Source organism: Nocardia sp. CA-119907 (genome assembly GCF_050955995.1).
Lineage (GTDB): Bacteria > Actinomycetota > Actinomycetes > Mycobacteriales > Mycobacteriaceae > Nocardia.
This window is the reverse complement of sequence record NZ_CP192091.1, coordinates 7009208-7026598: the sequence shown is the minus strand read 5'-3', so window position 1 is coordinate 7026598 and position 17391 is coordinate 7009208. Positions and strand designations below refer to the sequence as shown.

15 protein-coding genes are annotated in these 17391 nt (G+C 66.5%); all 15 read left to right on the top strand.

The window, feature by feature from the left end; all coding sequences use genetic code 11:
- The first annotated feature begins 13 nt into the window (after window positions 1–13).
- The 15 genes from murD (at window position 14) to ACQP2D_RS31290 (ending at window position 17389) form a co-directional block, all read left to right on the top strand.
- Window positions 14–1459, top strand: a complete 1446-nt coding sequence (gene murD, locus ACQP2D_RS31360) for a UDP-N-acetylmuramoyl-L-alanine--D-glutamate ligase (protein WP_433679522.1) — start codon at window positions 14–16, stop codon at window positions 1457–1459.
- Window positions 1456–2997 (top strand): putative lipid II flippase FtsW, encoded by a 1542-nt coding sequence (gene ftsW / locus ACQP2D_RS31355; protein ID WP_433679521.1) that lies wholly within the window; start codon window positions 1456–1458, stop codon window positions 2995–2997. Before murD ends, ftsW begins: the two co-directional genes overlap by 4 nt.
- Window positions 2988–4106 (top strand): undecaprenyldiphospho-muramoylpentapeptide beta-N-acetylglucosaminyltransferase, encoded by a 1119-nt coding sequence (murG, locus tag ACQP2D_RS31350; protein WP_433685818.1) that lies wholly within the window; start codon window positions 2988–2990, stop codon window positions 4104–4106. The genes ftsW and murG overlap by 10 nt, the downstream gene beginning before the upstream one ends.
- Before the next feature lie 95 nt (window positions 4107–4201).
- A complete protein-coding gene (gene murC, locus ACQP2D_RS31345) occupies window positions 4202–5641 on the top strand; it encodes a UDP-N-acetylmuramate--L-alanine ligase (protein WP_433685817.1) in 1440 nt (479 codons plus the stop codon).
- 6 nt (window positions 5642–5647) lie between these two features.
- On the top strand, window positions 5648–6352 hold the full coding sequence (locus ACQP2D_RS31340; protein ID WP_433679520.1) for a cell division protein FtsQ/DivIB: 705 nt from the start codon (window positions 5648–5650) through the stop codon (window positions 6350–6352).
- A gap of 366 nt (window positions 6353–6718) precedes the next feature.
- The gene (gene ftsZ, locus ACQP2D_RS31335; protein WP_433679519.1) at window positions 6719–7957 is read left to right on the top strand and encodes a cell division protein FtsZ; all 1239 of its coding nucleotides are present in this window, start codon (window positions 6719–6721) and stop codon (window positions 7955–7957) included.
- Window positions 7958–7995: 38 nt separating this feature from the next.
- Window positions 7996–8721, top strand: coding sequence for a peptidoglycan editing factor PgeF (pgeF, locus tag ACQP2D_RS31330; RefSeq protein ID WP_433679518.1), 726 nt, complete (start codon window positions 7996–7998; stop codon window positions 8719–8721).
- 62 nt (window positions 8722–8783) lie between these two features.
- The gene (locus tag ACQP2D_RS31325) at window positions 8784–9503 is read left to right on the top strand and encodes a YggS family pyridoxal phosphate-dependent enzyme (RefSeq protein WP_433685816.1); all 720 of its coding nucleotides are present in this window, start codon (window positions 8784–8786) and stop codon (window positions 9501–9503) included.
- A gap of 135 nt (window positions 9504–9638) precedes the next feature.
- Window positions 9639–10415 carry a cell division protein SepF gene (locus ACQP2D_RS31320; protein WP_433679517.1) on the top strand — a complete coding sequence of 259 codons (777 nt, stop codon included), beginning with the start codon at window positions 9639–9641 and terminating at the stop codon, window positions 10413–10415.
- Between the two features lie 124 nt (window positions 10416–10539).
- Entirely contained in the window at window positions 10540–10830 is a 291-nt protein-coding gene (locus ACQP2D_RS31315) for a YggT family protein (RefSeq protein WP_040688811.1), read from the top strand.
- A gap of 80 nt (window positions 10831–10910) precedes the next feature.
- On the top strand, window positions 10911–11768 hold the full coding sequence (wag31, locus tag ACQP2D_RS31310; protein ID WP_433679516.1) for a DivIVA-like cell division protein Wag31: 858 nt from the start codon (window positions 10911–10913) through the stop codon (window positions 11766–11768).
- An 89-nt stretch (window positions 11769–11857) separates the two neighbouring features.
- A complete protein-coding gene (locus tag ACQP2D_RS31305) occupies window positions 11858–12058 on the top strand; it encodes a hypothetical protein (protein WP_433679515.1) in 201 nt (66 codons plus the stop codon).
- 294 nt (window positions 12059–12352) lie between these two features.
- Window positions 12353–15484: an isoleucine--tRNA ligase gene (gene ileS / locus ACQP2D_RS31300; protein ID WP_433679514.1), complete on the top strand. Its 3132-nt coding sequence runs from the start codon at window positions 12353–12355 to the stop codon at window positions 15482–15484.
- 448 nt (window positions 15485–15932) lie between these two features.
- Window positions 15933–16376, top strand: coding sequence for an NlpC/P60 family protein (locus ACQP2D_RS31295; RefSeq protein ID WP_433685815.1), 444 nt, complete (start codon window positions 15933–15935; stop codon window positions 16374–16376).
- A 53-nt stretch (window positions 16377–16429) separates the two neighbouring features.
- The gene (locus ACQP2D_RS31290) at window positions 16430–17389 is read left to right on the top strand and encodes a hypothetical protein (protein ID WP_433679513.1); all 960 of its coding nucleotides are present in this window, start codon (window positions 16430–16432) and stop codon (window positions 17387–17389) included.
- Window positions 17390–17391 lie beyond the last annotated feature (2 nt).

Genomic DNA, 17391 nt, shown 5'->3' with positions numbered 1-17391 from the left:
AACACCGGGGCCCATGCTCGAATTCCTGCGCGGCCGTGAGGTTCTGGTGGCCGGATGGGGCGTCTCGGGTCGCTCGCTGATCGAACCGCTGCGCGATATCGGCGCGCACCCGGTGGTCACCGACGGCGGCGCGGCCGCGTTGGCCGAGGCGGCCGGGCTCGGCCTCGACATCGCGACCTGTACCGAACTGGAATCCGCGGACTGGAGCCGGTTCGCGCTGGTCATCACCAGTCCGGGGTGGCGCCCGGACTCACCGGTGCTCGCCGCGGCGGTGACCGAGGGCACCCCGGTCTGGGGCGACGTCGAATTCGCCTGGTGGGTCGATCAGGCCAGAATCTACGGTCCGGTCCGCAAATGGCTGGTGGTGACCGGCACCAATGGCAAGACCACCACCACCGCGATGGTGCATTCGATCCTGCGCGCGGCGGGTATCGCCAGTGTCGCCTGCGGCAATATCGGGCTACCGATCCTGGACGCGTTGCGGCGCAATCCCGGTCCGCAGGTGCTCGCGGTCGAACTGTCCTCATTCCAATTGCATTGGGCGCCTTCGGTGCGGCCCGAGGCCGGCGTGGTACTGAATGTGGCCGAGGACCATCTGGATTGGCACGGCGGCCTCGATGCCTATGCCGCCGCCAAGTCCAGAGCACTGTACGGCCGCGTCGGCGTTGTCGGACTCGATGATCCGGTGGCCGCCTCGCTGGCCCGGCGCAGTAAGGCGCGCCGGACGGTCGGCTTCCGGATCGGCGTGCCCGCCGATGGCGAACTCGGTGTCGTGGACGGCAAACTGCTCGACCGCGCCTTCACCAAGGCCGCGATCCTCGCCGAAGTCGGCGATATCAGCCCCAAGGGCCCCGCCGGTGTCGCCAACGCGCTCGCGGCCGCGGCGCTGACCAGGGCCATCGATATCGCACCGCAGTTCGTGCGGGAAGGCCTCATCGAGCACAAGGTCGGTCCGCATCGCGCCGCATTCGTGCGTGAGCTGGCCGGGGTCGAATTCATCGACGATTCCAAGGCCACCAACCCGCATGCCGCACGCGCATCGATTCTGGGCCACCCGCAGGTGATCTGGATCGCCGGTGGGCAATTGAAGGGCGCCTCGGTCGAGGATCTGGTCGAGGAGGTCGCCGACCGGCTCGGCGCCGTCGTGCTGCTCGGCGCCGACGCGCCGGTAATCGCGGCCGCATTGGCGCGACACGCGCCCGAGGTCCCGGTCATCGAGGTCCGCGCGGGAGACCATGCAGGCATGGGTGACGCTGGGATCGATGAGGCCGCGAGCGCCGACGCCATCATGGCGCGTGCCGTTCGCGCTGCGGCCGGACTCGCCCGGCGCGGCGACACCGTGCTGCTGGCCCCGGCCGCGGCCTCCTTGGATATGTTCACCGACTACACCCACCGCGGGCGCAGCTTCGCCGCCGCGGTGGCCGCCCTGGAAGACGGTGACATCGGGCGGCAACTATGACCGAGAACCCGCGGCGGAGACGGCAGCCGAGCGTGACCACGGAGGGATCCGGGAGCGCCGCCGATCGGACACCGCGGCGGAATCGGCTGGCGGCCACCAAATTCGGCGCCTGGCTGGCGCGCCCGCTCGCGTCCTTCCATCTCGTCGTCACGATCGCGACGCTGCTCACCGTGCTCGGCTTGGTCATGGTGCTCTCGGCGTCGAGCGTCGAGGCGTATGTCGATGGTGGCTCGGCGTATTCGCTGTTCATCCAGCAGGCCATGTTCGCCGCGATCGGTGCGGTGCTGTTCTATCTGGCGCTGCGGATTTCGCTGCGACGGCTGCGGCAGTGGTCGTTTCCGCTGTTCGCGATCTCGGTGCTGGCGCTGGTGCTGGTCCTGATCCCGGGCATCGGCTCCCAGGTGCAGGGCGCGCGGCGCTGGTTCTTCCTCGGCCCGATCTCGGTGCAGCCCTCGGAGATCGTGAAGGTGACCCTGGTGGTGTGGGGTGCGCATCTGCTCGCCTCGCGCCGCTCCGAACAGGCGAGCCTCAAGGAGATCCTGGTGCCACTGGTACCAGCCGGTCTGCTGGTGTGCCTGCTCGTCGTGCTGGAGCCGAATCTGTCGACCACGATCGCGCTCGGCATCGTGCTTGCCGCGCTGCTGTGGTTCGGCGGGCTGCCGGTGCGGCTGTTCATCACCATCGCGATCTCGGGCGTCATCGCCGCGGGTGTACTCGCGCTGTCCGCAGGCTATCGCTCGGACCGCATGCGCGCGTTCTTCAATCCGGGCGACGATCCGCAGGGCATCAATTACCAAGCGCGCCAGGCGTTGTACTCACTGGCCGATGGCGGCATCTGGGGCCGTGGTCTCGGGCAGAGCCGGGCCAAATGGCAATACCTGCCGAACGCGCACAACGACTTCATCTTCGCCATCATCGGCGAGGAACTCGGTTTCCTCGGCTGCGCACTGGTTTTGGGGCTGTTCGCGCTGTTCGTCTACACCGGCCTGCGCATCGCCAGCCGCTCGGCCGATCCGTTCCTGCGGCTGCTCACCGCGACCGCGACGACCTGGATAACCGGTCAGGCGCTGATCAATATCGGCTATGTGGTCAACTTGCTCCCGGTGACCGGCCTGCAGCTGCCGCTGGTCTCGGCGGGCGGCTCGTCGCTGGCGATCACGCTGTTCATGTTCGGCATCATCGCCAATGCGGCCAGACATGAACCCGAGGCGATCGCGGCGCTGCAGGCCGGACAGGACGGCCGATTCAGCCGACTGCTGCGGCTGCCCAAGCCGGAGGTGTACTCACCGGCCAAGGCGGACGCGGCGCGGGCGCGCACGGCCGCGGCCAAGGCCAAGGCCGCCGAACAACGGGCACGGGCCGAGCGGGCCAAGGCCGAGCGGGCGCGGGCGGCACTGCCGCCGAGCCGACGGCCGCAAGCCGACCCGGGCCGGCGCCGCGCGCCGGAGAGCCGGGGGACGAGTTCCCTGCGGGCGACCAGGGCGTGGGAGCCGAGCTATCCGATAAACCATGCGAGAGATCGGGGAAGATCCAGGTGAGTGACCCACTGTCGGTGATCGTCGCTGGCGGTGGCACCGCGGGCCATATCGAGCCCGCGCTGGCCGTCGCCGACGCGCTGAAGCGACTCGACGATTCGATCCGGGTCACCGCACTCGGCACCGAACGCGGACTCGAGACCAAACTGGTGCCCGAGCGCGGCTATCCGCTCGAGTTGATCCCGCCGGTTCCGTTGCCGCGCAAGCCGACCGCGGATCTGCTGCGCCTGCCCGGCCGGGTGCGCGCCTCGGTGGCCAGGACCAGGGCTGTCATCGATGAGGTCGGGGCCGATGTGATCGTCGGCTTCGGCGGCTATGTCGCGCTGCCCGCCTACCTCGCGGCGGGTCGAGGCTTATCGGGGCGCAGGCGCGTGGTGCCGGTGGTGGTGCACGAGGCGAATGCCAAGGCGGGCATCGCCAATAAGGTCGGCGCCAGGCGCGCCACCAGAGTGCTTGCCGCCGTACCCGATTCCGGACTCGCCAACGCCGAGGTCATCGGCATTCCGGTGCGCGGCTCCATCACCGCACTGGATCGGGCCGCGCTGCGGGCCGAGGCCCGCGCGCACTTCGGCCTGCCCGCCGAGGGGCCGGTGCTGCTGGTCTTCGGCGGATCCCAGGGCGCGGTGTCATTGAACAAAGCGGTCTCCGGCGCGGCACCGGAGCTGGCCGCGGCGGGTGTTTCGGTGCTGCACGCGCACGGCCCCAAGAACACCCTCGAAGTGCGGGAATCGGGTGAGGGTGGGGCGTGCTATCGCGCCGTGCCGTATGTTTCCCGGATGGACTTGGCCTATGCCGCCGCGGACGCGGTCGTCTGCCGTTCCGGCGCGATGACCGTTGCCGAGGTGTCGGCGGTCGGCCTGCCCGCGTTCTATGTACCGCTGCCACACGGCAACGGTGAGCAGGAACTCAATGCCAGGCCGATCGTCCGCCAGGGGGGTGGCAGAATCGTCCCCGATGCCGAGCTGACCCCGAAATACGTGATCGACGAGGTGATACCGCTGCTGACCGACCGCGCACGGCTGATCCAGATGGGCCTGTCCGCCGCAGGCGCCGGGCATCGCGATGCCGCCGACGAGCTGGCGCGCATTGTCGTGGAGGTGAGCGGCCGGTGACCACGGGTGCCGATGCCACCGAATCCGGGGCGATCGAGTCCGGGACCGCCGACGAGGCGCGCTCGGCCTTGCCGCCCGAATTGGCGCGTGTGCACATGGTCGGGATCGGCGGAGCCGGAATGTCCGGAATCGCCCGCATCCTGCTCTCGCGCGGCGGCTCGGTCTCCGGTTCGGACGCCAAGGAGAGCCGTGGCGTGCTCGCATTGCGGGCCCGCGGCGCCCAGGTGCGCATCGGTCACGACGCCAGCGCCCTCGATCTGCTGCCCGGCGGCCCGACCGCGGTGGTCACCACCTACGCCGCCATCCCGAAGACCAACCCCGAACTGGTCGAGGCGAACCGGCGCGATATCCCGGTGCTGCTGCGCCCCGCCGTGCTCGCATCCCTGATGCAGGGGCACCGAACCCTGCTGGTCTCCGGTACGCACGGCAAGACCTCCACCACCTCGATGCTGATCGTGTCGTTGCAGCACTGCGGATTCGATCCGTCCTTCGCCGTCGGCGGTGAACTCAACGAGGCGGGTACCAATGCGCACCACGGCACCGGTGAGATCTTCGTCGCCGAGGCCGATGAGAGCGATGGCTCGCTGCTGCAATACGACCCGGATGTCGCGGTGGTCACCAATATCGAATCCGATCACCTGGACTTCTTCGGTACCGATGAGGCCTACGTCCAGGTCTTCGACGATTTCGCCGATCGCCTGACCGCGGGCGGCCTGCTGGTGGTGTGTCTGGACGATCCCGGTTCCCGTGCGCTGGCCGAGCGGATCGGTCCGCGCTTGGCACAGAAGAATGTCCGGGTGCTCGGCTACGGCTCGGGTGAACTGCCCGACGCACCGGTGCCGGTCGGGGTGCGACTGCACAGCTGGGAGCCGCGCGATGTCGGCGGACTCGCTCAGTTCCAACTCGCCGACGAGGCCGCACCGCGCACGCTGCGACTGTCGGTACCCGGTCGGCATATGGCACTCAACGCGCTGGCCGCGCTGCTGGCCGCGCGTGCCGCGGGAGCCGATGTGGACGAAATCGTCCAGGGGCTGGAGGGTTTCGGCGGTGTGCACCGCCGGTTCCAGTTCGCGGGCCGGGAAAACGGCGTGCGGGTCTTCGACGACTACGCCCACCACCCGACCGAGGTGCGGGCCGTACTCGGCGCCGCGGCCGAGTTGGTGCAGCAGGAGGCCCGCGACGGCGCCCGCTCTCGGCAGGGTCGGGTCATCGTGGTGTTCCAGCCGCACCTCTACAGCCGTACCGCCACCTTCGCCCAGGATTTCGGTGCGGCGCTGAGCCTGGCCGACGAAGTCGTCGTGCTCGATGTCTATGGCGCGCGGGAGAAGCCGCTGCCGGGTGTCAACGGCGCACTGGTCGCCCAGGCCGTCACCAAACCCGTGCACTACCAGCCGGATATGTCGCGGGTCGGCCGTCAGGTCGCCGGACTCGCACTGCCCGGTGATGTCGTGATCACCATGGGTGCCGGCGATGTGACGATGCTGGGCAGCCAGATCCTCGACGGCCTGCGAGCGCGTCCGCAATACGGCAGGTGACCCTCGATGCGAACCGCGGGTGACTGGTTCGACCAGTGGGCCCGGCTGAGTCGTTCCGGCCGCGTCCGACTGTGGAGTTTGCTCGCCGTGTGCGTCGTGACAGTTCTCGCGGTGCTGGCTTGGTTCACCCCGATGCTGTCGGTGAGCACCGTCGAGGTCGACGGATTGGTCACGGTGCCCGAACAACAGGTACGCGACAAACTCGAGATCCCCTCTGGGCGCTCGATGTTGCGCATCGATACCGATGCGATGGCCCAGCGGGTGGTGAGCATTCCGAAGGTGCGCAGCGCGCGGGTGCAACGGGTATTTCCGTCCAAGGTCAAGGTGACGGTCGTGGAGCGCACGCCCGTATTGTTCTGGGACAGCCCGCAGGGCGCGCATCTGATGGATGCGGACAGTGTCGAGTTCGCAATCGACGAACCGCCCATCGGTGTGCCGAAGCTCGATACCGCCGATCCCGGCGCCGCGGATCCGGTCACCCGCGCGGCGGTCTCGGTATTGTCGGCGCTGCCTGCGGCGCTGGTCGTTCAGGTGGACGAGGTTGTCGCGCGGTCGATTTCGAATATTTCACTGAACCTGCGCGATGGTCGCACGGTACTGTGGGGTGGAACCAATGACGCGGAACGCAAGGCGGCAGTGGTAATGCCGTTGTTGACCCGCGATGGAACGGTGTTCGATGTTTCGAGTCCGAATCTGGTCACGGTAAAGTGATCGATACCCATTGTGCCCAGGGGATTTTCGATGGAACTGTGACCGCAGTGGGAACAGGCCAGCGAGACCGGGGGTTCGGGGGCAACCGTCCACGATACGGCGTGTTGTGCGGCGAGACGAGAGGGATCACACAAGATTCTGTCAGTCGTTTCGGCGCGCCTGCGCGCCTATCGCGGCGGCTGCGAATAGCGTTCCGCAGCAGTCGGATACTTGACATAACGCCAACCCTATGGTTGAGGTTTAGGGTTTGCTCGGGCAGTGACGCACCTCGCGAATCTGCCGGAGCAAAACAACCGGGGTTTCCCGCGGGCTGAATGTCGAGGATCCGAAAACGACAGACTTTAGATCGAAGGAAGGCGAGAGCCCATGACGCCCCCGCACAACTACCTTGCTGTGATCAAGGTCGTCGGTATCGGCGGCGGCGGCGTGAATGCCGTCAACCGGATGATCGAACAGGGACTCAAGGGAGTCGAGTTCATCGCGGTCAACACCGACGCGCAGGCGCTGCTGATGAGCGATGCCGACGTCAAACTCGACGTCGGCCGTGAGCTCACGCGCGGTCTCGGCGCCGGTGCCGACCCGGAGGTCGGACGCAAGGCCGCCGAGGATCACAAGGATGAGATCGAAGAGGTGCTCAAGGGCGCCGACATGGTCTTCGTCACCGCGGGCGAGGGCGGTGGCACCGGTACCGGTGGCGCGCCCGTCGTCGCCAGCATCGCGCGCAAGCTCGGCGCCCTCACCATCGGCGTGGTCACGAGGCCGTTCTCCTTCGAGGGCAAGCGGCGTGGCAACCAGGCCGAAGTGGGCATCAACCTGCTGCGCGAATCCTGCGACACGCTCATCGTCATTCCGAACGATCGCCTGCTGCAGCTCGGCGACGCCGCGGTGAGCCTGATGGACGCCTTCCGTTCCGCGGACGAGGTGCTGCTCAACGGTGTTCAGGGCATTACCGATCTGATCACCACCCCGGGTCTGATCAATGTCGACTTCGCCGATGTGAAGAGCGTGATGTCCGGTGCGGGTAGCGCGTTGATGGGTATCGGTTCGGCGCGTGGCGAGGGCCGATCGGTCAAGGCCGCCGAGTCGGCGATCAATTCGCCACTGCTCGAGGCGTCGATGGACGGTGCGCACGGCGTGCTGCTCTCGATCGCTGGCGGTTCGGATCTGGGTCTGTTCGAAATCAATGAGGCTGCCTCGCTGGTGCAGGAGGCCGCGCATATCGAGGCCAATATCATCTTCGGTACCGTCATCGACGATTCGCTCGGCGATGAGGTTCGCGTCACGGTGATCGCCGCCGGTTTCGACGGCGGCGGCCCGGCCCGGCGCACCTTCGATGCGGGCCGCGGCGCGATCGGGTCGGGTCGGGCCGGTGAGATCGGTCAAACCAGCCGGGCCAGCGAGATCGCCGCGTCCGCGCGCACCGAAACCGCTTCCGCCGCAGGTCAACCCAGCTCTACCCGGGGCGCGGTGCCCAGCTACCGCGATACCGAGCGGCCCCGTGCACTGGCCGAGCCGACGGTGGCGCACAACTCGCGCTCGCATATCGAGCCGCCCGATTCCGATGACGATGACGACGTCGATGTGCCCTCGTTCATGCGTCGGTAGAAAAGCCCGACACTGCGAGCCCTATTAGGCTCGCAGGTATGACAGCGCCGACACTGACCGTTCGCCGGGTGAGCACTACAAGGGCGGGCGGTTTCTCGGCGCCGCCGTACGATTCGTTCAATCTCGGGGATCATGTGGGGGACGACCCGGCGACCGTGCAACGGAACCGGGACCGGCTGGCCGAGGGGATCGGCCTCACGCCGGATCGGCTCGTGTGGATGGAGCAGATCCACGGGCGCAATGTCGAAATCATCGATGGGCCACGGGATGCGCCGGTGCCCGCCACCGACGCACTGGTGACCACGGTGCCCGGCCTGGCGCTGGTGGTGCTCACCGCGGACTGTGTGCCGGTTCTGCTATCCGATGACGAGGCGGGCGTCATCGCGGCCGTACACGCCGGTCGGATCGGGGCACGTATCGGCATCATGCCGCGGGTACTGGACGCGATGGTTTCGGTCGGCGCTCGCCTCGAGCGCATCGGTGCCTTCCTCGGCCCGGCCGCATCGGGCCGGCAGTACGAGGTGCCCGCCGCGATGCGCGCCGATGTCGAGGCCCATTTGCCCGGCAGCGCCACCACAACCGTGCGTGGCACTCCCGGCCTCGACCTGCGCGCCGGGATTCGGCGCCAACTCGCCGAGGCCGGAATCGGCGGGGTCGCCGTCGATCCGCGCTGCACGATCGAGGACAAAACGTTGTTCAGCCATCGCCGTGGCGCGCCGACCGGCCGCATGGCCGGGGTGATCTGGATGCAGGCGGACGCATGAGCGAGCGCAACGAGCGAATGATCGACACAGCCGCGGCACCGGAATCCGTTGCGGCCGAGGCGATGGACGGTCGGACCGCCGAATTGGCGGCGAATCTCGCCGAACTGAACAAGCGGATCGGAGCGGCATGTCATGCCGCCGGGCGTGATCCGGGTTCGGTGCGGCTGCTGCCGGTGACAAAGTTCTTTCCTGCCAGTGACGTCGCGATCCTGTACCGCTTGGGCTGCAGGGAATTCGGCGAATCCAGGGAGCAGGAGGCCACCGCCAAGGTCGCGGAGTTGGCCGCGCTGGAAGACGCACGCTGGCACATGATCGGTCGGCTGCAGCGCAACAAGGCGCGTACCGTCGCGCGCTGGGCACACACCGTGCACTCGGTGGACAGCGAACGTCTGGCAACGGCCCTTGACACCGCGGCGCGGGCCGCATTGGACGCCGGAGAGCGCAGTGAACCTGTTCGAGTTCTGGTCCAGGTGAGCCTGGACGAGGATCCGGGCCGCGGTGGCGTCGCCCCCGAAGATCTTGTGGCACTGACGGATCGGGTGGCCGCCGCGACGGGACTGCAGCTCGCGGGCCTGATGGCGATCCCCCCGCTCGACGCCACGCCGGACGACGCTTTTGCACGCCTGGCAACTTTGCACGAGGTGATACGCGCGAATCATCCCGATGCTGTCGAATTGTCCGCCGGAATGTCGAGTGATCTGGAATCGGCGATCGAACACGGTTCGACCTGTGTGCGTGTCGGTACCGCCTTGATGGGCGCTCGACCGATAACCTCGGCGTAGCAAAGAAACCTCATCAGTCACATTCGACACATATGCTGGGACTGGAGAGGGCTGAGCAAGACTTCAACACCCGGCCGCCACCGGGGCCGAAGGAAGGTCGACCGAAATGAGCGAACGCGACAGCGAGGTGCAGTCATGAGCACGCTGCACAAGTTCAAGGCGTACTTCGGCATGGTTCCGCTCGAGGATTACGAAGACGATTACGTCGCCGAACCCGCCCCTCGTGGCGTGGACGAGCGTGGCTCCCGTCGGCCCCGGCCCCGTGACTACCCCGAGCGCGCCGGATACGGCGCGGACCGCTATGCCGACGACCGCTATGACGATGAGCCGGATTACCCTGAGCCCGCGTACAAGTCGCCGTACAAGGCGGGTTATCCGATGTCTCGGCGCGATGACTACGTCGACGAGCCCTATGTGGACGACCGCTATGACGCGCGGCCGCGTCCCACCAGGATCGATTCCGCACCGGCCGCCAGCCGATTCCGTGCGGGCGGGAATGCGCCGATGCTGCGGGGAGCCACCAGAGGTGCGCTCGCCGTCGATCCCGAGGCCGAGGAGCGGCGCATGGAGGAGCGCGTGCGCCCCGAGCCCGCTCCCGCACGCCGGCCGGGGATCTTCGAGGACGGAGGTCCCTTGTCCAAGATCACGACGCTGCGCCCGCGCGACTACAGCGAGGCCCGCATCATCGGTGAGCGTTTCCGCGAGGGCAACCCGGTGATCATGGACCTGGTCGATCTGAGCAACGCCGATGCGAAGCGCCTGGTCGACTTCGCCGCTGGTCTGGCCTTCGCGCTGCGTGGATCATTCGACAAGGTCGCGACCAAAGTGTTCCTGCTCTCACCGGCCGATGTCGATGTCTCCGCCGAAGAACGTCGCAGGATCGCCGAAACCGGCTTCTACAACCAGAAATAGCGTTGTGCCTCGGGGGTTCTGTTAGACCCGTTGCGTATGGGGCGGACCTAATCGAGCGGCTGACAAGCAGTCGCCAGCGGTGTGGTCATTTTGCGCGACGCGGATTTTGGGGCAGAGTGAGGCGGTGGCCTTGTTCGCGGTGCTGTACTTCGTACTGTTCATCTTCTGGCTGTTGTTGATCAGCCGCGTGATCGTCGAGTTCATCCGTAGCTTTGCCCGGGACTGGCGCCCTAGCGGCTTCGTCGTCGTGATCCTCGAGGTGATCTTCACCATCACCGACCCGCCGGTGAAACTCCTGAGGCGGTTGATACCACCGGTGTCATTGGGAGGAATTCGGCTCGATCTGTCGATTATGGTCCTGCTTTTCGTCGTCTTCATCTCGATGACGTTTGTGGGCGGCCACGCCGACGGGTAGCCCCAGTGTGACAGAATGAACCGAGAAGATAGCTTGCTAGATCTGCTAGATCTCCAAAAGACGCGTGAAGGGATCCTTCCATGCCGCTGACCCCAGCCGATGTGCACAACGTCGCGTTCAGCAAACCGCCGATCGGGAAACGCGGCTATAACGAGGATGAAGTAGACGCCTTCCTGGATCTCGTGGAGCAGGAGCTCTCTCGCCTTATCGAGGAGAACGCTGACCTGCGGCAGCGGGTTGCCGAGTTGGATGCGGAACTGGCCGACGCCAAGAAGAATCGCCCTCTGGCGCAACCGAACCCGGCGAAATCGCCGGTGCAGCAGGCCCCGCCGCCCGAGCCGATCAAGCCCCCGGTGCAGCAGGCTCCGCCGCCGCCACCGATGCCCGTCGCCGCGCCGGTAGCCAAGGATGCGCCGAGCGCCGATGCGAACCTGCAGGCAGCCAAGGTGCTCAGCCTCGCCCAGGAGATGGCGGACCGGCTGACCACCGATGCGAAGACCGAAGCGGAGAATCTGCTCTCCAATGCGCGTGCCAATTCCGAACGCCTGGTAGGCGATGCCAGGACACGTTCGGAAGCGATGATCGCCGATGCCCGGCAGAAGTCGGACGCGATGCTCTCCGATGCGCAGACCCGCTCGGACAACCAGCTACGGCAGGCCAAGGAGAAGGCCGACGCGCTGCAGGCCGACGCCGAGCGCAAGCACGCCGAGATCATGGCCACCATCACCCAGCAGCGCAGCGTGCTGGAGAGCCGGATCGAGCAGCTCAAGACCTTCGAGCGCGAGTACCGCGTGCGGCTGAAGTCGTACCTGGAGTCGCAGCTCGAGGAGCTGGAGAACCGTGGCTCGGCCGTTCCGGTCGACGGCGGCGAGGCCTTCGTCGACGCCAATACCGCGAACAATCTCGCTCCCGCGTCGTTCGCCAAGGGCGGCAAGTAATCTCGTATTGGAGAGACATCTCCGCTGTAGTTGCTGTTCGAGTAGCTAGAGCTACCTGCCGAACCGCCTGGCATGCCTAGGGGGTCATCATGCTCGTCTTGACGCTCGTCCTTGCCGCGATCGGATTCGCCCTGCTAGTGGCCGCGCTGACCACCGGGTCGGTGCTGTGGGCCTGGGGTTGCATCCTCATCTGTGTCATTGGCGCTGTGCTGTTGCTGGTCAGTGCGCTCTCCATGCGGAGTTCCGACAGCGACGCCGCGCCGCCACCCGGTCGGCATGCGAAACGGTGAAGTGGCCACAACCAAGTGGTTTGACCGCACTGGTTAGAATCAAACATGTATACGGCGTCGATCCGGCCATCACCGGGGAGCCTTCGGAAGAACGGTGCGCCTCGCGCGCCCAGTAGAACCGAACGGGTGAGCCCGTTACAGCTCATAACGAGAGGTCCTGGTGGTTGCGCGGATCGTGCGCGGCTCCCGGGCAAGCGGGGTGGTACCGCGGTTTCGACGCAACGGGCGTCGTCATCGTCCCCGTGCTGAACAGATACGCGCTACGGCGCGGCGGCACGAGGAGACGCATCCGCGATGGCGGACGAACCTTCCAGCAGCGCATACCCGCGCGTCGATCTGGGCGCTGGCAGCGGGGCATCCTTCCCTGACCTGGAGCGTCGCGTGCTCGACGGCTGGGCCACCGACGACACCTTCCGTGCCAGCATCGAGAACCGCTCGGGTGCCGGAGAGTTCGTCTTCTACGACGGACCGCCGTTTGCCAACGGATTGCCACATTACGGACATCTGCTCACCGGGTATGTCAAGGATCTCGTCCCACGTTTCCAGACGATGCGCGGGAAGCGGGTCGATCGGCGTTTCGGCTGGGACTGTCATGGACTGCCCGCAGAAATCGAAGCGGAAAAGCAGCTCGGTATCACGGACAAATCACAGATCGATGCTATGGGGCTTGCGGAATTCAATGCGGCCTGTAAATCCTCGGTGCTGCGTTACACAGGTGAATGGCGTGATTATGTGACGCGTCAGGCTCGCTGGGTCGACTTCGACAACGACTACAAGACGCTTGATCTCGACTTCATGGAGTCGGTGATGTGGGCGTTCAAGTCGCTGCACGAGAAGGGCCTGATCTACCAGGGCTTCCGGGTGCTGCCCTACAGCTGGTACGAGCAGACGCCGCTGTCGAATCAGGAAACCCGGCTCGACGACGCGTACAAGATGCGTCAGGACCCGGCCGTCACCGTGGATATGGTGCTGCGCGTCCCCGCCGACCATCCGCTGCACGCCCTCGATGGCGCCAACGCGCTGATCTGGACCACCACGCCGTGGACACTGCCGTCGAACCTGGCGATCGCGGTGCATCCGGATGTGCGCTACACACAGGTGCGCGCCGCCGACGGTAAGCGCTATCTGCTGGCCGCCGAACGGGTCACGCACTATGCCCGCGAAATCGGCGACGAGCCCGAAGTGCTCGGCGAGTACGACGGTGCCGCCCTCGCGGATCTGTCGTATGCCCCGCCGTTCGACTTCTTCGTCGGCCATCCGAACGCGCACCGCGTGCTGACCGCCGACTATGTGACCACCGACTCCGGCACCGGCATCGTGCACCTCGCACCGGCCTTCGGTGAGGAGGATATGGACGTCGCAACGGCCAACGGCATCGAGCTCGTGCAGCCGTTGGATCCGGGCGGCAAATTCACCTCGATGGTGCCGCCGTACGAGGGCATGATGGTCTTCGACGCCAACCCGGCGATCATCAAGGACCTCAAGGCCGCGGGAAAGCTGCTGCGGCACGAGACGATCGAGCACTCCTACCCGCACAGCTGGCGCTCCGGCCAGCCGCTGATCTACATGGCGGTGCCGTCCTGGTTCGTCGCGGTGACCAAATTCCGTGACCGGATGGTCGAGCTGAACAAGCAGATCACCTGGGTGCCCGAGCACATCCGCGACGGCCAGTTCGGCAAGTGGCTGGAGGGTGCGCGGGACTGGAATATCAGCCGCAACCGGTACTGGGGCAGCCCGATCCCGGTGTGGGTGTCCGATGATCCGGCCTATCCGCGCACCGATGTATACGGCTCACTCGACGAGCTGGAGCGCGACTTCGGCGTGCGCCCGACCGATCTGCACCGGCCGATGATCGACGAGCTGACCAGGCCCAATCCGGACGATCCGACGGGTCGGTCGACCATGCGCCGGGTGCCGGAGGTCCTGGACTGCTGGTTCGAGTCCGGTTCGATGCCCTATGCCCAGGTGCATTACCCGTTCGAGAACAAGGAGTGGTTCGACAACCACTTCCCCGGCGATTTCATCGTCGAGTACAACGGGCAGACCCGCGGCTGGTTCTACACCCTGCACGTGCTCTCGACCGCGCTGTTCGACAGCCCGGCCTTCAAAACCGTTGCCGCGCACGGCATCGTGCTCGGTGACGACGGGCTGAAGATGAGCAAGTCCAAGGGCAACTATCCGGATGTGAACGAGGTGTTCAACCGGGACGGCTCCGATGCGATGCGCTGGTTCCTGATGAGTTCGCCGATCCTGCGCGGCGGCAATCTCATCGTCACCGAGCGCGGTATCCGCGAGGGGGTCGGCCACGCGCTGCGCCCGCTGTGGAACGCATGGACCTTCCTGCAGCTCTACGCCTCGAAACCCGGTGTGTGGCGCACGGATTCGCCGCATGTGCTGGACCGCTACATCCTGGCCAAACTCGCCGTGACCCGGGATGCGATGACCGAGGCGCTCGAGGTCTACGACATCGCGGGCGCCTGTGAGGAGTTGCGCTCGTTCGCCGACGCGCTGACCAATTGGTATGTGCGCCGGTCGCGTTCGCGCTTCTGGGAGGAGGACCGGGATGCGGTCGACACACTGCATACGGTGCTCGAGGTCGTCACCCGGCTGGCCGCGCCGCTGCTGCCGCTGATCTCCGAGGTGATCTGGCGCGGGCTCACCGGCGAGCCGTCGGTGCACCTGGCCGATTGGCCCAAGGAGGGCGAGCTGCCGGAGGATTCGGATCTGGTGGCCGCCATGGACGAGGTCCGGGTGGTCTGCTCGACGGTGCTGAGCCTGCGCAAGGCCCAGAACCTGCGGGTGCGCCTGCCGCTGGCCGAGGTCACCATTGCCGCGCCCGACGCCGAGCGGATGCGGCCCTTCGCCGACATCATCGCCGACGAGGTGAACGTCAAGAAGGTCGACCTGACCACCGATGTCGCCGTGCACGGCCGTTTCGAACTGGTCGTGAACGCCCGTGCCGCCGGCCCGCGCCTGGGCAAGGATGTGCAGACGGTGATCAAGGCGGTGAAGGCGGGCGAATGGTCCGAGAACGCCGAGGGCGTGGTCACTGCGGCGGGCATCGAACTGCTGCCGGAGGAGTACACCCAGCGCCTGGTCGCGGCCGAACCCGAATCCACGGCGGCGTTGCCCGGCAATGCGGGTCTGGTGGTACTCGATTCGCAGGTGACCGAGGAACTCGAGGCCGAGGGCTGGGCCCGCGATGTGATCCGCGATCTGCAGGAGACGCGAAAGTCGCTGGGGCTCGACGTATCCGATCGCATCACCGTGGTGCTCGCGGTACCCGAGGACAAGCAGGCGTGGGCGCAGGCGCACCGCGATCTCATCGCGGGTGAAATCCTCGCCACCGAGCTGAGTTTCGGTGATCCGGGCGCGGATGCCGCCGATATCGTCGGTGGTGTGCGGGTGTCGATCGCCAAGGTCTGACGCGGCGGCGTGCGGGGCGAGGCCATCTCGGCCTCGCCCCGCATCGTGTGATATAGATCACACGCTGAGAAATAGCTGATTCGCTGTTGTGGTCGCACAATGCCCGGCACAATCGGGCATGTTGCTGCTGATGCACAGATTCACTCCTGTGACGGCAGTAAACGTTCGTGCTTGAACTGCTCTACCTGAAATACCTTGCACCGCACGTGGATACGTGCTGGGCGCAGGTGCTGTGATGTGCGGTTCCATCCCCGATTTCGAGGTCGGTACCGCGCGGTAGCCGGGTCGACGGAAGGGGAGAGCACACATGATCAGCCAGCTCGGAAAGGCATTGCGTCGGATAGCCACTGGTTTTCTGGCATCGACCGTCGTCGCGCTGGCGCTGGCCGGGCCGGCGCACGGCGATACCGGTAGCGCCTCCGGTTCGGGCGGCTCCGGATCGAGTGGCATGGGTTCGAGTGGCACGGGTTCGGGTGGCTCCGGTTCGGGTGTCCCCGGCTCGGCGTCCGGCAGCTCCAGCGGCTCCGCGGGATTACCGTTTCCGAGTGTTGCCGGACTCGGCGCCTTGGCCGCGGCATACACCCAGGTCGGGAAGCCCTACCAATGGGGCGGCACCGGTCCGCTCGCGTGGGACTGCTCGGGTCTGGTGCAGTGGTCGTTCGCGCAGGTGGGAGTGCGGCTGCCGCGCACCACCTGGCAACAGGCCAGGGTCGGCGCCGCGGTCCCGTTGTCGGCGCTATCGATGGGCGATGTCGTCATTCTGAACGAGGACGCGTCGCACGTCGGTATCTACGCGGGCTCCGGCCAGATCCTCGACGCCCACGACTGGGGAATCCCCGTCGGCCTGCATCCGCTCAGCCAGTTCCACATCTATACGATCCGTCGTTTCTGAGCCGGATCGGCTACGTTTCCACCGAACAGCGCGGCTGCGCGGAGACGGAAACGATGGGGAACGAGATGGCGATCGGTGTGCGTAGAGGATCGGCACTGCGGGCGGCGGGTGCCGTCGCCGGGGCAGTACTGCTCGTCGCGGCGGCAACCGGCTGCGGCGACGATAAGAAGGACGCCGTGTCCTCGGCACCCGGTGTGCTGGATGGTTTTTCGAAGCCGGAGAGTGTGCTGATCGCCGGGGACAAGTGGTTCGTATCGAATATCGGTGCGGCGCAGGAGCCGATGACCAAGGACGGCGACGGCTTCCTCTCGCGGCTGGATTCGACCGGCAAGGTGATCGAACGCAAGGCGATTCCGCGTGCGGGGGATCCGCCGCTGAACGCGCCCAAGGGGATGGCCTACGCGGACAACAAGGTGTTCGTCGCCGATATCGATCGCGTCGTCGGCTATGACGTCGACACGCTGGGACAGGTCTTCGAGGCCTCGCTCGGCGGCGATGCCGCCGCGCTGCTCGATGACATCGCGGTGCTCGACGACAAGACCCTGCTGGTCACCGATACGGTGCGCGGTGCGGTGTACAAGCTCGATCTCGAGAGCAAGAAGTTCGGCACGTTGACCACGTCGATTCCGGGCGCCAATGGCATCGTGCTCGACAAGTCGACCAAGACCGCCTACGTCGCCGGACTCGGCGCGCACTTCGAGGGCGGCGATCTGTTCAAGTTCGGTATCGAGCACGCACCGGCTGCCGTGGGCAAGGTCGGCACGGTGCACGGCGTATTCGATGGCATCGCACTGCTGCCCAACGGCGATCTCGCGGTATCGGACTGGGTGTCCGCCGATAAGCCGGTGCCCGGCACGATCAAGATCTATCACACCGACGGCACCGAGGTCTCGATCGTCAAGTTGCCCCAGGATCTGCACGGACCGGCCGATTTCACCCTGGACGGGTCCGGGAAGAACCTGATCGTGCCGGCGGTGGCCGACGATAAGGTCGCCATCGTCGCGCTGCCCTGAGC

Excerpts from the sequence above, each read along its gene's own strand:
- murC (WP_433685817.1), top strand. The coding sequence starts at position 4,202 with ATGGTCGGGATCGGCGGAGCCGGAATGTCCGGAATCGCCCGCATCCTG.
- pgeF (WP_433679518.1), top strand. The coding sequence starts at position 7,996 with ATGACAGCGCCGACACTGACCGTTCGCCGGGTGAGCACTACAAGGGCG.
- ACQP2D_RS31295 (WP_433685815.1), top strand. The coding sequence starts at position 15,933 with ATGGGTTCGAGTGGCACGGGTTCGGGTGGCTCCGGTTCGGGTGTCCCC.
- wag31 (WP_433679516.1), top strand. The coding sequence starts at position 10,911 with ATGCCGCTGACCCCAGCCGATGTGCACAACGTCGCGTTCAGCAAACCG.
- ACQP2D_RS31325 (WP_433685816.1), top strand. The coding sequence starts at position 8,784 with ATGGACGGTCGGACCGCCGAATTGGCGGCGAATCTCGCCGAACTGAAC.
- ileS (WP_433679514.1), top strand. The coding sequence starts at position 12,353 with ATGGCGGACGAACCTTCCAGCAGCGCATACCCGCGCGTCGATCTGGGC.
- ftsW (WP_433679521.1), top strand. The coding sequence starts at position 1,456 with ATGACCGAGAACCCGCGGCGGAGACGGCAGCCGAGCGTGACCACGGAG.
- ACQP2D_RS31305 (WP_433679515.1), top strand. The coding sequence starts at position 11,858 with ATGCTCGTCTTGACGCTCGTCCTTGCCGCGATCGGATTCGCCCTGCTA.
- ACQP2D_RS31340 (WP_433679520.1), top strand. The coding sequence starts at position 5,648 with ATGCGAACCGCGGGTGACTGGTTCGACCAGTGGGCCCGGCTGAGTCGT.
- murD (WP_433679522.1), top strand. The coding sequence starts at position 14 with ATGCTCGAATTCCTGCGCGGCCGTGAGGTTCTGGTGGCCGGATGGGGC.
- ftsZ (WP_433679519.1), top strand. The coding sequence starts at position 6,719 with ATGACGCCCCCGCACAACTACCTTGCTGTGATCAAGGTCGTCGGTATC.
- ACQP2D_RS31290 (WP_433679513.1), top strand. The coding sequence starts at position 16,430 with ATGGGGAACGAGATGGCGATCGGTGTGCGTAGAGGATCGGCACTGCGG.
- ACQP2D_RS31320 (WP_433679517.1), top strand. The coding sequence starts at position 9,639 with ATGAGCACGCTGCACAAGTTCAAGGCGTACTTCGGCATGGTTCCGCTC.